This is a genomic window from Buttiauxella noackiae ATCC 51607 (assembly GCF_001654865.1).
In the GTDB taxonomy this organism is placed as follows: domain Bacteria; phylum Pseudomonadota; class Gammaproteobacteria; order Enterobacterales; family Enterobacteriaceae; genus Buttiauxella; species Buttiauxella noackiae.
Window position 1 is genome coordinate 76,747 of sequence record NZ_LXEO01000068.1, and the last position, 19,772, is coordinate 96,518.

The following is a 19,772-nucleotide window of genomic DNA, read 5'->3' on the forward strand; positions in this document are numbered from 1 at the left end:
ACGGGAATGGGTTTTGCTGTTATACTGCTGGCCTGAATATTTTGTGTTGGCTTAAATCTAACCAACATCGAATGATTTATTTTTAAATCATATGGTTATAACTATGAAACATACTGTTGAAGTGATGATCCCCGAAGCGGAGATCAAAGCCCGTATCGCTGAATTGGGTCGTGAGATCACTGAACATTATCGTGATAGCGGTAGTGATATGGTGCTGGTTGGCTTGCTGCGTGGCTCATTTATGTTCATGGCAGACCTCTGCCGTGAAGTGCAAGTGCCCCACGAAGTCGATTTTATGACCGCATCCAGTTATGGCAGCGGCATGTCCACCACCCGCGATGTGAAAATCCTCAAAGATCTCGATGAGGATATCCGCGGCAAAGACGTGCTGATCGTCGAAGATATTATCGACTCCGGTAATACGCTGAGCAAAGTGCGTGAGATTCTTAGTCTGCGTGAACCAAAGTCATTGGCTATTTGTACGCTGCTGGATAAACCAGAGCGTCGCGAAGTGGACGTGAACGTTGAGTGGGTTGGTTTCGCCATTCCTGACGAGTTCGTGGTGGGTTACGGTATTGACTACGCGCAGCGTTATCGCCACCTGCCATACGTTGGTAAAGTGGTTCTGCTGGACGAATAAGTCTGCGGCTACATCCATTAAAAAAGGGCCTTTAAGGCCCTTTTTGCTATCTGTATTACTGCGAAGGTGTTCTATTCTTGTGGCTGCGATGGGAGTTCTGGAGATTCGAAATCCCGCTGCGATAGCCTTGCTCAAGAGATTCGCGGCTAGTGGCCGTTACTTCCAGATCACGCAGGCGTCCATCGTGAATACCGTAAGCCCAGCCATGCACTGTCACTTTCTGACTGCGTTTCCACGCTGACTGCATGATGGTGGAATGGCCAAGGTTATAAACCTGTTCCATCACATTGAGCTCACAAAGCGTATCCAGACGTTGCTCTGGTGGGAGTTCTCCCAGTAGCGAACTATGCTTGAACCAGATATCGCGGATGTGCAGTAGCCAGTTGTTTATCAGCCCTAAATCTGGGTTCTCAACCGCCGCTTGTACACCACCGCATCCGTAGTGACCGCAAATGATGATGTGTTCAACTTCCAGGACATCTACCGCGTACTGCACAACAGAAAGGCAATTTAAATCCGTATGAATTACCAGGTTTGCCACGTTACGGTGAACGAACAATTCGCCAGGCTCAAGGCCAGTCAGACGTTCAGCAGGTACGCGACTATCAGAACAGCCAATCCATAAGAAGCGAGGCTTTTGGGCTTGAGACAAACGTTCGAAAAAGCCTGGGTCTTCGTCCTCCATCAGTTTTGACCAGACCTGGTTATTACTAATGAGGGTATCAATGTCTTTCATGGAGGTTAACAACCTGTAACGGATGAAGTGCGTTGAGGTAATATAGGGCAACTGATTGTGCAACTGAAATAATTTTTAAACAGCTTAACTTTTTTGTACCGAACAAGGTAATCGCAAATAATGACCATTGCATTAGAACTGGAACAGTTAACGAAAACCTATCCCGGTGGTGTTCAGGCACTGCGTGGCGTAGATCTTCGTGTTGAGGCAGGGGACTTCTACGCTCTGCTGGGGCCCAATGGCGCAGGGAAATCTACTACCATCGGTATTATCAGCTCGCTGGTAAATAAAACCTCTGGTCGGGTACGTGTGTTTGGTTATGACCTGCAAAAAGACATTGTGAATGCTAAACGCCAGCTTGGTTTGGTGCCGCAGGAGTTTAACTTCAACCCATTTGAGACCGTACAGCAAATCGTTGTGCATCAGGCGGGATACTATGGCGTTGAAAAAAGCGAAGCTATTGCGCGTAGCGAAAAGTACCTTAAACAGCTCGATTTGTGGGAAAAACGCAACGAACGTGCACGTATGTTATCGGGTGGTATGAAACGCCGTCTGATGATTGCTCGTGCCTTAATGCATGAGCCAAAGTTGCTGATTCTTGATGAACCAACAGCCGGTGTCGACATTGAGTTGCGCCGCTCAATGTGGGGATTCCTGAAGGATCTGAACGATAAAGGCACCACTATTATTCTGACCACTCACTACCTTGAAGAAGCAGAAATGCTGTGCCGCAATATTGGCATCATTCAAAATGGTGAGTTAGTCGAAAATACCTCGATGAAATCACTACTTTCGAAACTGAAGTCAGAAACTTTTATTCTCGATTTAGCGCCGAAAAGCCCATTACCGAAGCTTGATGGTTACCAATATCGGCTGGTGGATACTTCCACTCTGGAAGTGGAAGTGCTGCGTGAGCAAGGAATAAATAGTGTCTTCAGTCAGTTAAGCTCGCAAGGGGTTCAGGTATTAAGTATGCGTAACAAAGCTAACCGTCTTGAGGAGTTGTTCGTCACGCTGGTAAATGGCCCGAAAGGAGAAAAGGCATGATGCATCTCTATTGGGTGGCGCTAAAAAGTATCTGGACGAAAGAAATCCACCGTTTCACGCGTATCTGGATCCAAACTTTGGTACCGCCGGTCATTACCATGACCCTGTATTTTATTATTTTCGGTAATTTGATTGGCTCACAGATTGGCTCAATGCATGGTTTCACCTATATGCAGTTCATTGTGCCGGGCCTGATCATGATGGCGGTTATTACTAACTCTTACGCTAACGTGGCCTCTTCGTTCTTCAGCGCGAAGTTCCAGCGCAACATTGAAGAGCTGCTGGTGGCACCAGTGCCGACGCACATTATCATTGCTGGCTATGTTGGCGGTGGCGTAGCGCGCGGTCTGTGTGTTGGGATTCTGGTGACGGCGGTATCGCTGTTCTTCGTGCCTTTCCAGGTTCACTCGTGGCTGTTTGTCGCCCTAACGCTGCTGTTGACTGCAATCCTGTTCTCGCTAGCGGGTTTACTCAATGCCGTGTTTGCTAAAACCTTTGATGACATCAGCCTGATACCAACCTTTGTGCTGACTCCGCTGACCTATTTAGGCGGCGTGTTCTACTCCCTGACGCTGTTGCCACCATTCTGGCAGGCTCTGTCCCACCTGAACCCGGTGGTGTATATGATCAGTGGCTTCCGTTACGGTTTCCTCGGTATCAACGACGTACCATTGCTGTTTACTGTCACAGTGCTGGTGGGCTTTATCGCCACCTTCTATATCCTGTGCTGGTATCTGATTCAACGTGGCCGCGGTCTGCGCAGCTAATTCCGCTAACCTCCCCGAAAGGGGAGGTTACTCAGAGTTTTCTTACTTCGTTTTGATTAGCATCACGTGGCAGATTTTTCGCTCTGGCACACTTGCGCTCTGCGAAAAGGAGAACGCCATGTTAGGTTGGGTTATTGCCGGTCATGACTATTACGCTCAGGATATGCTGGATGCAATCGAGCGACGTTTTGGGCCGCAACCGCAATGTTGCGCGGTTAATTATTGGAATGGTCTTAGCACCAATATGCTAAGCCGTATGATGTGTGATGCATTGTACAATTGCGATTCTGGGGATGGAGTGGTCTTTCTGACCGATAAAACCGGGGCTGCACCATATCGTACGGCTGCACTCATGAGCCACCAACATTCCCATTGTGAAGTGATCTCTGGCGTCACGCTACCTGTGCTATTCGCGATGCGTATGCACCGAGAAACGCTGACCAGTGAAGAGTTCCGTGACCGCATTGTTGAGCAGGGCGGCGATGACATCACCAGCCTCTGGCATCAACAACAAAAAAATCCGCCATTTGTGTTACTCCACCAATATTGATTTGAAAGATTGGTATTGGGTGTGCTTTTGTTAGAATGACGCCTTCTTTGGGCCTTTGAGACACTCAGTGCTATCAAATCCGTTATGCTAATTCGCCTTTTCTTTGCCGTGCTGATGCTGATTTGTGGCAGTAGTGCTAATGCCAGTCTGCTCAGCAGCAATCACACCCCTGCGCAATATATGCAAACCACTGAAGATGCTGATATCTGGGCGCAAGTGGGGGATAAAGTCATCTCTGTTGGCACTGTTCAGGAAGGGCAGATTCTGGCTGTCGTGCCAATTGCGGCAGACTACTACGAATTTAACTTTGGTTTTGGCACCGGATTTATTGATAAAGCGCATCTTGAACCGGTTGTGGGTAAGCAACGAATTGAAGACCGGCTGGGTGATCTGAATAAACCGCTGAGCAACCAGAATTTAGTCACTTTCCGTGATGTTGCTGTGTATAACGAACCGGATACCCGAAGCGCCACGTTTGGTACATTAGCCGATAATTTACGTTACCCGATAATTGCCAGTCTGAAAGACCGCTTAAACCAAACCTGGTATCAAATTCGTATTGGCAATCGTCTTGGATATGTCAGCAGTCTCGATGCGCAGCAGGACAATGGTATTCCCGTACTCACCTACCATCATATTTTGCGTGATGAAGAGAACACTCGCTTTCGCCATACTTCAACAACTACTTCGGTGGTCGCATTCAGCAACCAAATGACGTGGTTGCGCGATACGGGCTACACCACGCTGACGATGTATCAGCTTGAAGGCTACGTACGTAACCGTATGAACCTGCCTGCGCGGGCGGTAGTGATTACCTTTGACGATGGCCTGAAATCGGTTTATCGCTACGCTTATCCGATTCTTAAAGAGTACGGCTTCAAAGCGACTTCCTTTATTATTTCTTCGCGCATTAAGGCGCATCCGCAAACCTGGAACCCGAAAACGCTGCAATTTATGAGTATCTCGGAATTACAGGCCAGCCAGGATGTGTTTGATATCCAGTCGCATACCCATTTCTTGCATCGCGTTGATGCTAATCGTCAGCCGACACTTTTACGCCGCACCTATCGTAATATCTTGCTCGATTTTGAGCACTCGCGCCGCGCGCTTGCGCAGTTTAATCCGCATGTTTTATATCTTTCGTATCCGTTCGGCGGTTACAACGATAAGGCGGTGACAGCTGCTAACGATGCGGGGTTCCATATGGCTGTGACGACAGTGCGTGGGAAAGTGAAGCCGGGGGATAATCCGTTTTTGCTAAAACGGCTTTATATACTGAGAACTGACTCGCTAGAAACGATGTCACGGCTAATTAGCAATCAGACCAAACCTTAGATAAAAAAAGACCTGCTTAACAAAGCAGGTCTTTTTCATTCGTACGGAGGTTGTTATGCAACCTGAACCGGTACGGCTTTCGCGAGACGTTTCATTTCGTTATCGCCATCGAAATAGGCGACTTTCGGCTGCCAGGTGCGTGCCTGCTCATCTGGCATAGTCACATAAGTGGCAATAATCATAATGTCGCCCACATCAGCACAATGCGCTGCGGCACCATTCACCGAAATGATTTTTGAACCACGTTCGCCAGCGATGGCGTAAGTTGAAAAACGCTTACCGTTGGTGACGTTATAAATATCAATGGCTTCATATTCCAGAATGCCTGCCGCCTCAAGGAAGTCCTGATCGATGGCGCAGGAGCCTTCATAATGCAAATCCGCCTGCGTCACTTTGACACGGTGAAGTTTGCCTTGCAGCATGGTGCGTATCATAAAATTAAACCTTAATTACGGGGTCCGAATAGAACTGATTTCATCAGCTCTATGAATATAAGCGGGCAGTATTGCCCGATTTATGAATGCTGTCTACTGCGCCAGATCAACCTGAATATTATCAATCAAGCGCGCCTGGCCAAGCCATGCGGCCATTAATACCACGGCACGTTTACTCTCAACGTTCAGCTCTGACAAGGTATCGGCATCGCGGATTTGCAGGTCGTCAGAACGAAAACCTTTTTCATTCAGTTCGGTGGCGGCAATAGCCAACATTTCTTCGGTATCACGCTCACCAGACCGCAGTTTATCCGCCAAAGACTGCATCACTTTATGCAGGCCAGGAGCGATTTTGCGCTGTTCTGCGGTTAGATAGCCATTGCGTGAGCTCAGTGCCAGGCCATCTTTCGCGCGAACCGTCGGCACGCCGATAATTTCGATGTCATAGCCCATATCCGCCACCATCTTGCGGATCACGGCGACCTGCTGGAAGTCCTTCTCACCGAAGCAGGCGATATCAGGTTGCACCATGTTAAAGAGCTTGCTGACAATGGTAGAGACGCCACGGAAATGCCCTGGGCGACTTGCGCCTTCGAGCATGGTAGAAAGCCCCGGGACTTCAACAAAGGTCTGTGAGTCCAGACCTTGTGGATAAATATCGGCTGGGGCAGGGGCAAATACCAAATCCACTTTGCGGCGGTTTAGTTTCTCGCAATCTTCCTGCAAGGTGCGGGGATAGCGAGTTAAATCATCCGGACGGTCAAACTGCATCGGGTTCACAAAAATGGTGGTAACCACCACATCCGCACGGCTTTTCGCATCATCGACCAGTTTCATATGGCCGTCGTGCAGGTTGCCCATGGTCGGCACCAGTGCGATGCGTTTACCTTCCTGGCGCCAGCGGCGGATTTGCTGGCGTAACAGCGGTATCGTTTCGATAATCAACACAACCCTTCTCCTGTCAGTGGAAACTATGTTCTTCACCTGGGTAGGCGCCTGATTCAACTTCAGCTATGTACTGGCGTACTGCGGCGCGCATGTCGCCGTTTCCTGTAAGGAAGTTTTTGGCAAATTTAGGGATATGGCCCCCGGTGATACCAAAGGCATCGTGCATAACCAGAATCTGTCCATCAGTGACATTACCCGCGCCAATACCGATGACTGGAATGCTTAGCGCTTCGGTGATGCGTTTTGCCAGCGCGACCGGCACACATTCCAGCACTAACAACTGCGCGCCTGCTGCTTCGAGCGCTACTGCATCATCAAACAGCGTTTGCGCGGCTTGCTCGTCGCGCCCCTGGACTTTGTACCCGCCGAAGATATTGACGGATTGCGGCGTCAGGCCCAAATGCCCGCAAACCGGAACGGCTCGTTCAGTCAGCATTTTGACGGTTTCAACCAACCAGCGCCCGCCTTCGATTTTGACCATATTAGCACCGGCGCGCATAACAATGGCTGAATTGGCAAACGCCTGTTCAGGCGTGGCATATGCCATAAAAGGCAGGTCAGCAAGCAGAAGGCAGTTTGGAGCACCACGACGTACCGCGCGAGTGTGGTAGGCAATATCTTCCACGGTAACGGGCAAAGTGGAATCGTGGCCCTGGACGGTCATCCCTAATGAATCACCAACCAGCATCACACCGATGCCTTCATCGGCAAACAGTTTTGCAAAGCTGAAATCATAAGAGGTGATGGTTGCGAATTTGCGTTGAGCCTGTTTCCACTGGCGCAACTGAGACATGGTGATTGGTTTCATGGCAATCCCAGAGAAATAAGAATGAGAGGTGAAATCGTTACATTAGCAAACAGAACACGTCCGTGGTTACCAAAACGTAATCCCATCCTGGGAGAGAGTATCTAAAATTTCAGCGGCGCGCTTGCCGTCCGGGAAGGTGCAGTCGGGGGCAATTTCCAGCAGCGGAACCAACATAAAAGCACGATTCTTCATATCATAATGCGGCACGATAAGCGTTGGTGTTGCGACAGTCAGATTACCGAATAGCATAATGTCGAGATCAAGTGTGCGCGGCCCCCAGCGTTCAGCTTTACGCACGCGACCATGCTCCAACTCAATACGTTGAGTATGGGATAGTAATGCTTCGGGAGACAGTGCGGTTTCCAGGGCAACAGCGGCATTCAGGTAATCAGGTTGGTCTTGTGGGCCGAGTGGCTTTGTTCGGTAGTACGAAGAGATTGCAACCACCCGGCTTTGCGGAATGGTTGCTATGGCGTCCAGCGCATGAGTCACTTGCTCAAGCGGAGACGCCAGGTTGCTGCCGAGTGCGATGTACGCAAGCGTCATGCACTTCCACCGCTACGTGGTGCACGCTTGCGTGGGCGACGATGGCGGCGGCGTACTGTTGGCTCATCGCCTAACACATCGAGCATATCTTTCTGTGCAGGTGGAGCTGCAACCTGGAACTCACCCCACCATTTGGTCAGGCGCAGTAATTCCTGGTTATTTTCCACTTCCGCACGCAGTGCCAGTAGATCGTAGGCAGCGCGGAATTTAGGATGCTCCATCAGCTTCCATGCGCGTTTGCCCTGGCGGCGTGACAGGCGAAGCTGCAGGCCCCAGATATCACGCACAAGCGTGGTGATGCGTTTTGGAATCGCCAGCGCACGGCAAGCTTCATCCAGCACTTCGTTCATCGCAAGTGCAAAAGCGTCCATATAGGCAAGGCCGCTTTCCTGAGTGAGCTTTTGGGCCATCTCAAGTTGCGGATACCAGAATATGGCCGAGAACAAGAAGGCCGGATTAACACGCATATCGTTCTGAATGCGGTTATCGGTATTCTTCAGCACCTGAACGATCATTCGTTCCATCGGGCTGTCACCCTGCTCGGTAAAGTAGCGGGTGATGGTCGGGAATAACGGCTGGAACAGCTGATATTCGCGCAGTAATTCGTAAGTTGGATAACCGTGGCCAGCTTGCAGAAGTTTCAGTGACTCTTCAAACAAACGAGCAGGCGGTACATCATTAATCAAGGTTGCTAAGCGCGGAATAGGTTCGCCAGTTTCCGGGCTAATCGTCATATTCAGCTTGGCGGCAAAGCGCACTGCACGAAGCATGCGGACAGGGTCTTCACGGTAGCGCGTTTCAGGATCGCCAATCAGACGGATAACGCCATTGCGTAAATCATTCAGGCCACCGACATAATCGCGAACCGAGAAATCCGCCACGCTGTAATAGAGGCTGTTGATGGTGAAATCGCGGCGCTGTGCATCTTCTTCGATAGAACCGAAGATGTTGTCACGAAGCAACATACCGTTTTGACCGGTCTGTGAAGTCTGTTTGTCAGACTTCTGCTCTTCATGGTGACCACGGAAAGTAGCAACTTCAATGATTTCCGGCCCAAACATCACATGTGCCAGACGGAAGCGACGGCCCACCAGACGACAGTTGCGGAACAGTTTACGCACTTGATCCGGCGTAGCACTGGTCGTGACATCAAAGTCTTTCGGCTGTTTGCCGAGCAAAAGGTCACGGACACCGCCACCCACGAGGTAAGCCTCGTAGCCTGCTTTGTTCAGACGATAGAGCACCTTGAGGGCATTTTCACTGATATCTTTGCGGGACAGAGCGTGCTGGTCACGCGGAATTACCGTGATTTGCGGGAGATCTTCACTCTCCTCGACCACGACGTCATCGCGGTTAAGCACCTTGCGGCAAAAATTAGCGACTCGGGTAAAAATAGTACACCTCGGCAGTGTCAATCATAGGGACAAAAAAAACAGCGGCTAATCATAGCTCAGTGCGTGGCATTTGAGAATGACGTATTCACGCCGAGCCTGGTTCAATAGCCTCAAGCGACCAGGTTTGCACCGCCTGACGGAGTAACTCGTTGAGCGTCAAATCTTGCCAATGGTCAATTTCTGGTTGATTCAAAAATGCCAGCGCTGCATGAATAACTGGACGTGGATCGCCTTGCGGTAGGGCTGGCGCGTGATTCTGCTTAGAAAGCTTTGCCCCATTCTCATTGAGCACTAAGGGCAAATGTACGTAATCAGGCACCGTCCATCCAAATTGTTGATACAGTGAAATTTGTCTTACCGTTGGCTCAATTAAATCTGCGCCACGTACAATTTCGCTTACACCTTGATAATTATCATCCACTACCACAGCAAGATTATAGGCAAATAACCCATCCCGGCGGTGAATGATGAAATCTTCACGAGCCAGTTGTTCGTCGGCGATTAACGTCCCATGAAGTTTATCTTCAAAACTTAATACCGGGTGATGTTGCATAAAACGTAACGCGGCATTATTAGGACCATGGTTTAACGTGCGGCAATGGCCATCGTAAAAACCGCCAATTTGCTGAATCCGTCTACGTGTGCAGGTGCAGTAATAACTCAACCCTTGCTGATGTAACCATGAGAGTGCTTCGCGGTAGGCTTCGTGTCGTTGGGATTGCCATAAAACTTCGCCATCCCACTCCAACCCGTAATGCTCTAGCTGCCGCAATATAGTAGCAGCGGCGCCCGGTACTTCACGTGGTGGGTCGATATCTTCAATACGCACCAGCCATTGGCCGTGTTTTGAGCGTGCTTGCAGGTAGCTGCCGAGTGCGGCAATTAACGAGCCGAAGTGGAGTTCACCCGAAGGCGAGGGGGCAAAGCGCCCAATGTAGTGGGGTGTGTTCATGATTTGCTGCGGTAGGCCAGAAATAAATAAGGCGGGAGAGTATCCCGCCATTATGAGTAATCTGAAATTGCGAGCCGTTAACCGGCCATTTGTTTTTCGCGAATTTCTGCCAACGTTTTACAGTCAATGCACAAATCAGCTGTCGGGCGAGCTTCGAGACGGCGGATGCCGATTTCAACACCACAGGACTCGCAGAAACCGAAGTCTTCGTCTTCTACTTTCTTGAGTGTCTTCTCGATTTTCTTGATCAGTTTACGTTCCCTGTCACGGTTACGCAGTTCGAGGCTGAACTCTTCTTCCTGGGCTGCACGGTCTACCGGATCCGGGAAGTTTGCTGCTTCATCCTGCATATGCGTCACCGTGCGATCAACTTCATCCATAAGTTGGCTACGCCAGGCTTCAAGAATAAGCTTGAAGTGCGACAGCTGGGCTTCGTTCATATACTCTTCGCCCGCTTTCTCCTGATATGGCTCCACCCCAGCGATGGCGAGGATACTCAGGGACGATGTTTTACGCTTTTGCCCTTCTTGCATGTTGTTTCTCCTTAACACGCACTATCGGTCCCCTGTTCGGGGGAAAATCAGGCCGCTATAAATAGCAGATGCTTTTCAGGATGGCAATTATATAAATTCCTCTCTTGACAAGCCTGTGAAGAAAAGCGTATTTACGCGAACCGCCAGCACACAAAACAGACAAACGTTAATACCTTTTATACTTCAGGCTGCATCTTTGTTGGCGGCGCTTACTCGCCCGAATCACTTACTTCAGTAAGTTCATCGGGGCTCATTCACTTGCCGCCGCGATGCAACTCGAATTATTGTGGGTACTCTTAAATTAAACAAACAGGCAACGGCGAAATTAGAGTAAGCCCACGGGCAGAAAGTTCAGCCTTATAAGCAATAATCTCAACACCGCACTGCTGCGCTTCGTATAACAGCTCAGCGTACTTCGCATCAATGTGGCGAGCCGGGGAAACTTGAGTGATGGAAGAATGTAGTACCGCAAACAACAGCACCGCTCGCTCACCTTGCAAAACCACGCTCATCAATTCCCGCAAATGCTTTTGTCCTCGCAGGCTTACTGCGTCCGGGAAATATCCACAACCTTGTTGTGATAACGTCACTGATTTTACTTCAATATAGCAGTTAACCTTGCAATCTGCCTGCAACATAAAATCAATGCGGCTGCGCTCAGCTCCGTATTTGACTTCACTTTTAATGGTGGTGTAACCCATTATTTCCGCAATAGTTTCTGACACTAATGCTTCTTTCACTACCGTGTTCGCACGCAGCGTATTAACGCAAATAAATTCGTCGTTTTGTGTCTGGGTTATTTCCCAGGTGTGGGGATATTTTCGAGTCGGGCTATCTGATGTGGAATACCACACTGTATCGCCAGGGGTTGCACATCCGGTCATTGCGCCGGTGTTTGGGCAATGGAGCGTTAACTCTTCACCAGACGGAGTGACCACATCAGCCAGAAAGCGTTTATAGCGTTTGATGAGTGTGGCTTGTTGTAGTGGGGGGCTAAACTCCATTTACTCTTCCTTATTGCTTAATGACCAGCGCTGTAGCTCCAGGTAACGCGTTCGCCCTTGCTTGAAAATTGATTCATATAATACGAAGTCTTCAACTTTGTATTGCCAGCGAAAACCAGGTGGCGGGATGGCAACCGCACGCGGTGTGTTCCGATAAAGCGTGATATGTGGGTGAAATGGCTGCGGGCTTTGGTAGCAGCCGCTACGAGCTGCCTGGGCACGCAACATATTTGCTAACTGAATCAGCCCCAGAGGTGCATGTCGGGGGCCAATCCACACCACGTTTGATCGCAACCACTGCCCTGCATCATCAATTGTCAGGGTAAAACCGCTTTGGCGGATCCTCCCGGCGAGCACGCTGAGTGCTTTTTGCTTTTCAATACTGATATCGCCTAAAAAGGCGAGAGTCAGATGCAAGTTGGCAGCAGCGACCGGACGCCCGGAATCTTCAGGAAACTGAGTGGCGCGCCACTGGATAATCTGTTTTTGTACCTCGGCTGGCAATTCGAGGGCAAAAAACAGACGGCGAGTTTCAGCCATAGTGGTCTCTCGTTATGAATTGGCTTGATGCTACAATAGCGAACTTCGCATCATACCCGTTTGGAGCCCTTTGTGCCGTCATTACCGGTTGCCGCAGTGCTACCCGATATTCTTAACGCCTTGCAAAATGCGCCACAGGTTTTACTGAGCGCCCCAACGGGGGCGGGTAAATCGACTTGGCTTCCGTTGCAAATTTTACGGCAGGCAAACTTAGGCGGTCGCATTCTACTGCTGGAACCACGTCGCCTGGCGGCACGAAACGTTGCGCAGCGCCTCGCAGAATTACTCGGTGAAAAACCCGGTGAAACAGTTGGTTACCGAATGCGTGCTGAAACCTGTGTTGGGCCAAATACGCAGCTTGAAGTGGTAACCGAAGGTATTTTGACGCGCATGATTCAGCACGATCCTGAGCTTTCAGGTGTTGCGTTGGTGATCCTCGATGAATTCCATGAACGTAGCCTGCAAGCCGATCTGGCGCTGGCATTGTTGCTTGATGTGCAGCAGGGGCTACGCGACGATCTCAAATTACTGGTTATGTCTGCAACGCTTGATAATGCGCGCCTTCAGCAATGTTTACCGCAGGCACCTGTAATCAGCTCTGAAGGGCGAGCATTTCCTGTTGAACGCCGCTACAACCCGCTTTCTACCCATCAACGCTTTGATGAAGCGGTTGCCATTGCCGTAGCCAATTTGCTGCGAGAAGAGTCGGGTTCGCTGCTGCTGTTTTTACCGGGTGTCAGTGAAATTCAGCGTGTTCTGCAACAGTTACAAGAGCGTGTCACAAGTGATGTCCAGCTTTGCCCGCTATATGGTGCACTGCCTTTAAGCGAACAGCGCAAAGCGATTCTTCCGGCAGCAAACGGTTCGCGTAAAGTGGTGCTGGCGACCAATATTGCCGAAACCAGCCTGACGATTGAAGGCATTCGCCTGGTGGTGGATTGCGCGCAGGAACGCGTCGCACGCTTTGATGTTCGTACTGGGCTCACAAGGCTTATCACACAGCGAATTAGCCAGGCTTCGATGATTCAACGCGCCGGGCGAGCGGGGCGTCTGGAGCCGGGTATTTGTCTGCACTTAACCAGTGCCGAGCAGGCAGAACGCGCGAGCTTGCAAAGTGAACCGGAAATCCTGCAAAGCGACCTCTCTGGTTTGCTGCTTGATTTAATGCAATGGGGTTGCCAGGAACCGGGTCAGTTGACCTGGCTTGATGCACCGCCCGTCGTCAATTTAGCGGCTGCGCGAACCTTATTGCGCCAGCTCAATGCCCTGGATGAACAAAATAAACTCACGCCCGTAGGCCAGAAAATGGCGAATCTGGGTAACGAACCGCGCCTGGCCGCGATGTTGGTTAACGCTAAAGATGCTGACCAACAGGCGACGGCATCGCGGCTTGTCGCGATTCTTGAAGAGCCACCACGCGGCCAGGACTGCGATTTGCGTAACGCATTTAGCAGACGTCAGGACAATTGGCAGCAGCGGAGTTCTCAGCTTCTGAAGCGTCTTAACAGCCATGGTGGAGAGGTGGATTTTAATCTTGCTGCATCATTGATGGCACAATCTTTCCCTGACAGGATTGCCCGCCGTCGTGGTCAGGATGGTCGCTACCAGTTAGCTAACGGCATGGGCGCGATGCTTAACCAGGATGATCCGCTTACGCGCTACGAATGGTTGTTAGCACCTCTATTATTGCAGGGTAGCAATACACCTGATGCACGTATCCTGCAGGCTATCCCGCTGGATATTGAGTCGCTAACGCTACAGTGCCCGGCGTTGCTGACCGAAAGTGACACCGTGGAGTGGGATGAAACGCAAGGGACTTTAAAAGCGTTTCGTCGCACCCAAATTGGCAAATTAGTGTTGAAAGTCCAGCCACTGGCGAAACCTTCTGAAGATGAGCTCCACCAGGCAATGCTTAATGGTATTCGTGAAAAAGGCCTGTCGGTGCTGAACTGGTCGGCACATGCGCAGCAGTTAAGAACACGCCTGGTATGTGCAGCAAAATGGTTGCCAGAACTTAAATGGCCAGACGTGTCAGACGAGGCGTTGCTGCGCGATTTAGACCGCTGGTTATTACCTGAACTGCATGGTGTACACTCGTGGCGGGCGTTAAAAAACATTGATGTCACACGGGCGTTACAGAACCTGATCGACTGGAACGCGCGAGTACGTCTGGATAGTGCGCTGCCAACTCATTACACTGTGCCGACTGGAAGCCAGATAGCCATTCGCTATGATGATGAAAACCCGCCCGTTCTTGCTGTTCGTATGCAAGAAATGTTTGGTAAAGCTCAAACTCCGGTGATTGCCGAAGGCCGTGTGCCACTGGTTCTGGAGTTGCTCTCCCCGGCACAACGCCCTTTGCAGATAACGCGTGATTTAACCGCTTTCTGGAATGGTGCGTATCGGGAAGTGCAAAAAGAGATGAAAGGACGTTATCCAAAACACGTCTGGCCGGACTCGCCAGCAGATGCGCTGCCTACGCGGCGTACCAAAAAGTACCAATAACTTTGAGAGATTTCCTCTTTCGACTTGAGTTGAGATGAGGAGAATCAGGCCGTGCGCCTTATTTTTGGTGGAGAAAGCAATGGCGGGGAATGACCGCGAACCGATTGGACGTAAAGGAAAACCTTCACGTCCTGTGAAAGAGAAAGTAAGCCGTCGTCGTGTCCGTGAAGAGGAATATGACGCGGATTACGATGATGATTATGAAGACGAGGAACCGATGCCGCCACGTAAAGGAAAAGGCAGTGGCAATGGTCGTCCGCCACGTAAAAAGCGCCGTTGGTTCTGGTTCATGGTAAAACTGTTTGTTGTCTTTGCTGTGCTGTTTGTGATTTACGGTGTCTACCTGGATCAGAAGATCCGTACCCGTATTGATGGGAAAGTCTGGCAGCTCCCGGCGGCAGTGTATGGTCGCATGGTGAACCTTGAGCCAGACATGCCGTACAGCAAAAAAGAGATGGTTAACCTGCTGGAAGCGACACAGTACCGCCAGGTGACTAAGATGACGCGCCCTGGTGAGTTTACGGTACAGGGCAACAGCATTGAGATGATCCGTCGTCCGTTTGATTTCCCTGACAGCAAAGAAGGGCAGATCCGCGCACGTCTGAATTTTGATGGCGACCATCTGGAATCTATCCAGAACATGGATAACAACCGCAGCTTCGGTTTCTTCCGTCTGGATCCACGCTTGATCACCATGCTGTCTTCACCGAACGGTGAACAGCGCCTGTTTGTGCCGCGCACCGGTTTCCCGGAGCTGTTGGTTGACACGTTGATCGCAACAGAAGACCGCCATTTCTACGAGCATGATGGGATTAGCTTCTTCTCCATTGGCCGTGCGGTGCTGGCGAACCTGACAGCTGGCCGTACCGTGCAGGGTGCAAGTACGCTGACGCAACAGTTGGTCAAAAACCTGTTCTTGTCGAGCGAGCGTTCTTACTGGCGTAAAGCGAACGAAGCGTACATGGCGCTGATCATGGATGCGCGTTACGGCAAAGATCGCATTCTTGAGCTGTATCTGAACGAGGTGTACCTCGGCCAGAGCGGCGATAATGAAATTCGTGGTTTCCCACTGGCGAGCCTGTACTACTTTGGCCGCCCGGTAGAAGAACTGAGCCTCGATCAGCAAGCATTGCTGGTGGGCATGGTGAAAGGTGCGTCGATCTACAACCCATGGCGTAACCCAAAACTGGCGCTGGAACGTCGTAACCTCGTCTTACGCTTGCTGCAAGAGCAGAAAGTTATCGATCAGGAGCTTTACGATATGCTGAGCGCGCGCCCTCTGGGTGTGCAACCGCGTGGTGGTGTTATTTCACCGCAGCCTGCATTTATGCAGATGGTACGTAATGAGCTTCAGACCAAACTCGGCGACAAAGTTAAAGACCTCTCCGGCGTGAAGATCTTCACCACTTTCGACTCCGTTTCCCAGGATGCGGCAGAAAAAGCGGTGAGTGAAGGAGTTCCGGTTCTGCGGGCCTCCCGTAAGCTCAAAGATCTGGAAGCGGCAATGGTGATTGTTGACCGTTCAACCGGTGAAGTTCGTGCGATGGTTGGCGGAGCAGAAACACAGTTTGCGGGCTTCAACCGCGCGATGCAGGCACGCCGTTCTATCGGTTCTCTGGCGAAACCGGCGACCTATCTGACAGCGTTGAGCCAGCCGGACGCTTACCGCCTGAATACCTGGATTGCCGATGCGCCAATCGCGCTGAAACAGCCGAACGGGCAAGTATGGTCGCCGCAGAACGATGACCGTCGCTACAGTGAAAGTGGCAAGGTGATGCTGGTGGATGCGCTGACGCGCTCAATGAACGTGCCAACCGTTAATCTCGGTATGGCGCTGGGCTTGCCAGCAGTCACCGACACCTGGATAAAACTCGGCGTGCCGGAAAACCAGTTGCATCCGGTTCCTGCGATGTTGCTCGGTGCGCTTAACCTGACGCCAATTGAAGTGGCTCAGGCATTCCAGACCATCGCCAGCGGCGGCAACCGGGCAACGCTTTCTGCATTGCGTTCGGTTATTGCTGAAGATGGCACCGTACTGTACCAAAGCTTCCCACAGGCGGAGCAAGCTGTACCTCCACAGGCCGCATATATGACGCTGTTTACCATGCAGCAAGTTATGGCTCGCGGTACTGGTCGCGCGTTAGGTGGCAAATATCCAAACCTGCACTTAGCAGGTAAAACGGGTACCACCAACGATAACGTCGATACCTGGTTTGCGGGCATTGATGGCAAAGAAGTGGCCATTACATGGGTTGGGCGTGACAACAACCAGCCGACCAAACTGTACGGTGCAAGCGGGGCAATGTCGCTTTACCAACGTTATCTGGCTAACCAGACGCCAATTCCACTGGTGCTCAATCCACCGGAAGATATCGTTGATATGGGCGTTGATAGTGCGGGTTACTTCCAGTGTGGCGGGGGGGGAGATCGTGTGCTGCCCGTTTGGACGACGAATCCAGACGGATTGTGCCAGCAAAGCCAACAGGCTGAGCAGACTAATAATCCGTTTAGCCAGTCGCAGCCGCCACAGACCCAGCAGCCGCAACAGCAGCAACAACAACAACCGCAGCAGCAGCAAGAGCAAAGTAGTGATGGTGTTGCCGGTTGGATAAAGGACATGTTCGGCAGTAAATAATTCGCGCTGTTTTCTACTAAAGCCTCCGTTTGTAACGGGGGCTTTTCTTTTTTGTTAAATCCATGCAATTACTCTGGTTAATTATTATTCCCTCGCACTTTTCATGGGTGTGATCCGCTTGCTATGCGCTTTCCGTTTCGACTATTATTCTGCGGCTAATAATAATTATCGTTTACGTTATCATTCGTCACTACTTCATCAGAGAAAAACCAATGGCGCGTTTAAGAACTGGACAACCAGTCAACACCTCAATCCGTAAACTTGCATTCTTTGTTGCTGCCGCCGTCAGTGGCGTGAGTGCATCAAGCTTTGCAGCAGACAACACAACCACCAAAGAAGACACTATCACGGTTTCTGCCAGCACTGCTGACGAAAGCGCGTGGGGCCCGTCCCCAACGATTGCGGCGAAACGCACAGCTACCGCAACGAAAACTGATACGCCGATTGAGAAGACTCCACAGTCTATTTCAGTTGTGACTCGTGAAGAGATGGATACTCACCAACCTTCATCCGTGAAAGAAGCGCTGGGCTATTCGCCTGGTATCACCGTGGCGACCCGCGGCGCTTCTAGTACTTATGATGCGGTTAAAATTCGTGGTTTCGGTTCTGTTAACCAGAACAACTACCTCGATGGCCTGAAACTTCAGGGCGATTTCTATAACGAAGTGATCATCGACCCGTACATGCTGGAGCGTGTGGAGTTAATGCGCGGCCCAACTTCCGTTCTGTATGGAAAAAGTAGCCCTGGTGGCATCATCTCTATGGTGAGTAAGCGCCCAACAACTGAACCGCTGAAAGAAGTGCAGTTCAAAATGGGTACTGACAACCTGTGGCAAACCGGTTTCGATTTCAGCGATGCGCTGGATGACGCTGGCGTTTATTCCTACCGCCTGACCGGTGTTGCTCGCTCTAACGACGACCAGCAGCAGTTCTCTAAACAGAAACGTTATGCGATTGCTCCATCGTTCTCATGGCGTCCTGACGACAAGACCAACTTCACTTTCTTAGCGAACCTGCAAGATAGCCCTGAAACGGGTTATTACGGTTGGCTGCCGAAAGAAGGCACCGTTGAGCCGCTGCCCAATGGCTCTCGTTTGCCGACTGATTTCAACGAAGGCGCGCCTAATAACACCTACTCGTTGTCCCATAAAATGGTCGGTTACAGCTTTGACCATGAGTTTAACGACACTTTCACCGTGCGTCAGAACCTGCGTTATGTTGAATCCAAAACGAACCAGAGAAGCGTTTACGGCGTAGGTGTTGATTCAACCGGCCACATGCTCAATCGCGGTACCGTGGTTGATAACGAAAAACTGCACAACTTTGCGGTGGATACTCAGCTACAAAGCAAGTTTGAAACAACTGCTGTACAACATACTCTGTTGACGGGTGTTGATTTCCAGCAGATGCGTAACGACGTTAATGCCACCTTTGGTAGTGCGCCGCCGATTGATTTGTATAACCCAGTGTATGAAAACTTTGATTTTGGCGATGCGTCTCCGTATCAGCAAAACAAACAGAAACAGACGGGGCTTTACATTCAGGATCAAGCTGAGTGGAACAAGTTTGTTCTGACAATGGGTGGCCGTTACGACTGGCTGAAACAGTCCACGCGAGCTTACCAGGCGAACAACTACACCGAGCGTAGCGACGATCAGTTTACTGGTCGTGCGGGTCTGAACTATCTGTTCGACAACGGCGTGTCACCGTATATCAGCTACAGCGAATCCTTTGAGCCGAACTCTGGCGCGGACTACTACGGCAACACCTTTAAGCCATCTAAGGGCCGTCAGTACGAAGCAGGCGTGAAGTATGTGCCGAAAGAGATGCCTGTTGTCATTACGGGAGCTGTTTATCAGTTGACCAAGACTGACAACCTGATGTCTGACCCAGATACCTCACACGGCTTTGCATCCGTTCAGGGCGGCGAAATCCGTTCACGCGGTGTGGAACTTGAGGCGAAAGCTGCCGTTAATGCCAACATTAACGTCACGGCGTCTTATACCTATACCGATGCTGAATACACCAAAGACAGCACGCTGCAAGGCAACACGCCTGAATCTGTACCAAAACACATGGCTTCTTTGTGGGGTGATTACACCTTCAACGAAGGCGCGCTGACTGGCCTGACTCTGGGCTCTGGCGGTCGCTTCCTTGGTAAGAGCTACGGTGACCCAGCGAACACCTTCGAAGTGGGTAGTGCGGCGATACTGGATGCAGTGGTCAAATATGACCTGGGCCGTTTCGGCATGAATGGATCAAGTGTGGCTCTAAACGTGAATAACCTGCTCGATCGTGAATACGTTGCTAGCTGCTTCCAGACCTACGGTTGCTTCTGGGGCGCTGAGCGTCAGGTTGTTGCGACTGCAACATTCCGCTTCTAAGTGCATTCGGGCAC

17 protein-coding genes and 1 pseudogene are annotated in these 19,772 nt (G+C 50.7%); 8 read left to right on the forward strand and 10 right to left on the reverse strand.

Translation table 11 applies throughout. From position 1 onward, the window contains the following. Window positions 1-103: 103 nt before the first annotated feature. Window positions 104-640 (forward strand): hypoxanthine phosphoribosyltransferase, encoded by a 537-nt coding sequence (gene hpt, locus M979_RS21280; protein ID WP_034460899.1) that lies wholly within the window; start codon window positions 104-106, stop codon window positions 638-640. A gap of 55 nt (window positions 641-695) precedes the next feature. Here the strand turns inward: hpt and can are convergent, their stop codons facing one another. Beyond that, entirely contained in the window at window positions 696-1,376 is a 681-nt protein-coding gene (can, locus tag M979_RS21285; protein WP_034460898.1) for a carbonate dehydratase, read from the reverse strand. 120 nt (window positions 1,377-1,496) lie between these two features. Between can and M979_RS21290 the strand changes: the two genes are divergently transcribed. The 4 genes from M979_RS21290 to M979_RS21305 all read left to right on the forward strand — a co-directional run bounded on the left by M979_RS21290 (window position 1,497) and on the right by M979_RS21305 (window position 5,075). Further along, entirely contained in the window at window positions 1,497-2,423 is a 927-nt protein-coding gene (locus M979_RS21290; RefSeq protein ID WP_064556304.1) for an ABC transporter ATP-binding protein, read from the forward strand. Continuing rightward, window positions 2,420-3,190 (forward strand): ABC transporter permease, encoded by a 771-nt coding sequence (locus M979_RS21295; protein ID WP_064556305.1) that lies wholly within the window; start codon window positions 2,420-2,422, stop codon window positions 3,188-3,190. The genes M979_RS21290 and M979_RS21295 overlap by 4 nt, the downstream gene beginning before the upstream one ends. Window positions 3,191-3,308: 118 nt before the next feature. After that, the gene (locus M979_RS21300) at window positions 3,309-3,740 is read left to right on the forward strand and encodes a PTS sugar transporter subunit IIA (RefSeq protein WP_064556306.1); all 432 of its coding nucleotides are present in this window, start codon (window positions 3,309-3,311) and stop codon (window positions 3,738-3,740) included. A gap of 84 nt (window positions 3,741-3,824) precedes the next feature. Then, complete coding sequence (locus M979_RS21305) at window positions 3,825-5,075, forward strand: polysaccharide deacetylase family protein (protein WP_064556307.1); 1,251 nt, start codon at window positions 3,825-3,827, stop codon at window positions 5,073-5,075. Window positions 5,076-5,128: 53 nt separating this feature from the next. Here the strand turns inward: M979_RS21305 and panD are convergent, their stop codons facing one another. The 9 genes and pseudogenes from panD to thpR form a co-directional block, all read right to left on the reverse strand. Beyond that, window positions 5,129-5,509 carry an aspartate 1-decarboxylase gene (panD, locus tag M979_RS21310; RefSeq protein WP_034460890.1) on the reverse strand — a complete coding sequence of 127 codons (381 nt, stop codon included), beginning with the start codon at window positions 5,507-5,509 and terminating at the stop codon, window positions 5,129-5,131. Between the two features lie 93 nt (window positions 5,510-5,602). Continuing rightward, a complete protein-coding gene (panC, locus tag M979_RS21315; RefSeq protein WP_064556308.1) occupies window positions 5,603-6,457 on the reverse strand; it encodes a pantoate--beta-alanine ligase in 855 nt (284 codons plus the stop codon). A gap of 13 nt (window positions 6,458-6,470) precedes the next feature. Beyond that, window positions 6,471-7,265 (reverse strand): 3-methyl-2-oxobutanoate hydroxymethyltransferase, encoded by a 795-nt coding sequence (gene panB, locus M979_RS21320; RefSeq protein ID WP_034460888.1) that lies wholly within the window; start codon window positions 7,263-7,265, stop codon window positions 6,471-6,473. Between the two features lie 66 nt (window positions 7,266-7,331). Beyond that, window positions 7,332-7,811, reverse strand: a complete 480-nt coding sequence (folK, locus tag M979_RS21325) for a 2-amino-4-hydroxy-6-hydroxymethyldihydropteridine diphosphokinase (protein WP_064556309.1) — start codon at window positions 7,809-7,811, stop codon at window positions 7,332-7,334. Continuing rightward, window positions 7,808-9,205, reverse strand: a complete 1,398-nt coding sequence (gene pcnB, locus M979_RS21330) for a polynucleotide adenylyltransferase PcnB (protein ID WP_209439645.1) — start codon at window positions 9,203-9,205, stop codon at window positions 7,808-7,810. The genes folK and pcnB overlap by 4 nt, the downstream gene beginning before the upstream one ends. A 56-nt stretch (window positions 9,206-9,261) precedes the next feature. Next, window positions 9,262-10,157, reverse strand: a pseudogene (gene gluQRS, locus M979_RS21335) (tRNA glutamyl-Q(34) synthetase GluQRS). A gap of 77 nt (window positions 10,158-10,234) precedes the next feature. Beyond that, window positions 10,235-10,690 (reverse strand): RNA polymerase-binding protein DksA, encoded by a 456-nt coding sequence (gene dksA, locus M979_RS21340; protein ID WP_034460885.1) that lies wholly within the window; start codon window positions 10,688-10,690, stop codon window positions 10,235-10,237. A 296-nt stretch (window positions 10,691-10,986) separates the two neighbouring features. After that, a complete protein-coding gene (gene sfsA, locus M979_RS21345; protein ID WP_064556311.1) occupies window positions 10,987-11,694 on the reverse strand; it encodes a DNA/RNA nuclease SfsA in 708 nt (235 codons plus the stop codon). After that, a complete protein-coding gene (gene thpR, locus M979_RS21350; protein WP_064556312.1) occupies window positions 11,695-12,234 on the reverse strand; it encodes an RNA 2',3'-cyclic phosphodiesterase in 540 nt (179 codons plus the stop codon). 72 nt (window positions 12,235-12,306) lie between these two features. Between thpR and hrpB the strand changes: the two genes are divergently transcribed. The 3 genes from hrpB to fhuA all read left to right on the forward strand — a co-directional run bounded on the left by hrpB (window position 12,307) and on the right by fhuA (window position 19,758). After that, a complete protein-coding gene (hrpB, locus tag M979_RS21355; protein WP_064556313.1) occupies window positions 12,307-14,739 on the forward strand; it encodes an ATP-dependent helicase HrpB in 2,433 nt (810 codons plus the stop codon). Between the two features lie 79 nt (window positions 14,740-14,818). Next, a complete protein-coding gene (gene mrcB, locus M979_RS21360; protein WP_034460881.1) occupies window positions 14,819-17,374 on the forward strand; it encodes a bifunctional glycosyl transferase/transpeptidase in 2,556 nt (851 codons plus the stop codon). Window positions 17,375-17,586: 212 nt separating this feature from the next. Further along, window positions 17,587-19,758: a ferrichrome porin FhuA gene (gene fhuA / locus M979_RS21365; protein WP_064556314.1), complete on the forward strand. Its 2,172-nt coding sequence runs from the start codon at window positions 17,587-17,589 to the stop codon at window positions 19,756-19,758. Window positions 19,759-19,772: the final 14 nt, after the last annotated feature.

What these genes read in the sequence shown, in the direction of transcription:
- hpt (WP_034460899.1), top strand. Translation starts at nt 104, where the DNA reads ATGAAACATACTGTTGAAGTGATGATCCCCGAAGCGGAGATCAAAGCC.
- can (WP_034460898.1), bottom strand. Translation starts at nt 1,376, where the DNA reads ATGAAAGACATTGATACCCTCATTAGTAATAACCAGGTCTGGTCAAAA.
- M979_RS21290 (WP_064556304.1), top strand. Translation starts at nt 1,497, where the DNA reads ATGACCATTGCATTAGAACTGGAACAGTTAACGAAAACCTATCCCGGT.
- M979_RS21295 (WP_064556305.1), top strand. Translation starts at nt 2,420, where the DNA reads ATGATGCATCTCTATTGGGTGGCGCTAAAAAGTATCTGGACGAAAGAA.
- M979_RS21300 (WP_064556306.1), top strand. Translation starts at nt 3,309, where the DNA reads ATGTTAGGTTGGGTTATTGCCGGTCATGACTATTACGCTCAGGATATG.
- M979_RS21305 (WP_064556307.1), top strand. Translation starts at nt 3,825, where the DNA reads ATGCTAATTCGCCTTTTCTTTGCCGTGCTGATGCTGATTTGTGGCAGT.
- panD (WP_034460890.1), bottom strand. Translation starts at nt 5,509, where the DNA reads ATGATACGCACCATGCTGCAAGGCAAACTTCACCGTGTCAAAGTGACG.
- panB (WP_034460888.1), bottom strand. Translation starts at nt 7,265, where the DNA reads ATGAAACCAATCACCATGTCTCAGTTGCGCCAGTGGAAACAGGCTCAA.
- folK (WP_064556309.1), bottom strand. Translation starts at nt 7,811, where the DNA reads ATGACGCTTGCGTACATCGCACTCGGCAGCAACCTGGCGTCTCCGCTT.
- dksA (WP_034460885.1), bottom strand. Translation starts at nt 10,690, where the DNA reads ATGCAAGAAGGGCAAAAGCGTAAAACATCGTCCCTGAGTATCCTCGCC.
- sfsA (WP_064556311.1), bottom strand. Translation starts at nt 11,694, where the DNA reads ATGGAGTTTAGCCCCCCACTACAACAAGCCACACTCATCAAACGCTAT.
- thpR (WP_064556312.1), bottom strand. Translation starts at nt 12,234, where the DNA reads ATGGCTGAAACTCGCCGTCTGTTTTTTGCCCTCGAATTGCCAGCCGAG.
- mrcB (WP_034460881.1), top strand. Translation starts at nt 14,819, where the DNA reads ATGGCGGGGAATGACCGCGAACCGATTGGACGTAAAGGAAAACCTTCA.
- fhuA (WP_064556314.1), top strand. Translation starts at nt 17,587, where the DNA reads ATGGCGCGTTTAAGAACTGGACAACCAGTCAACACCTCAATCCGTAAA.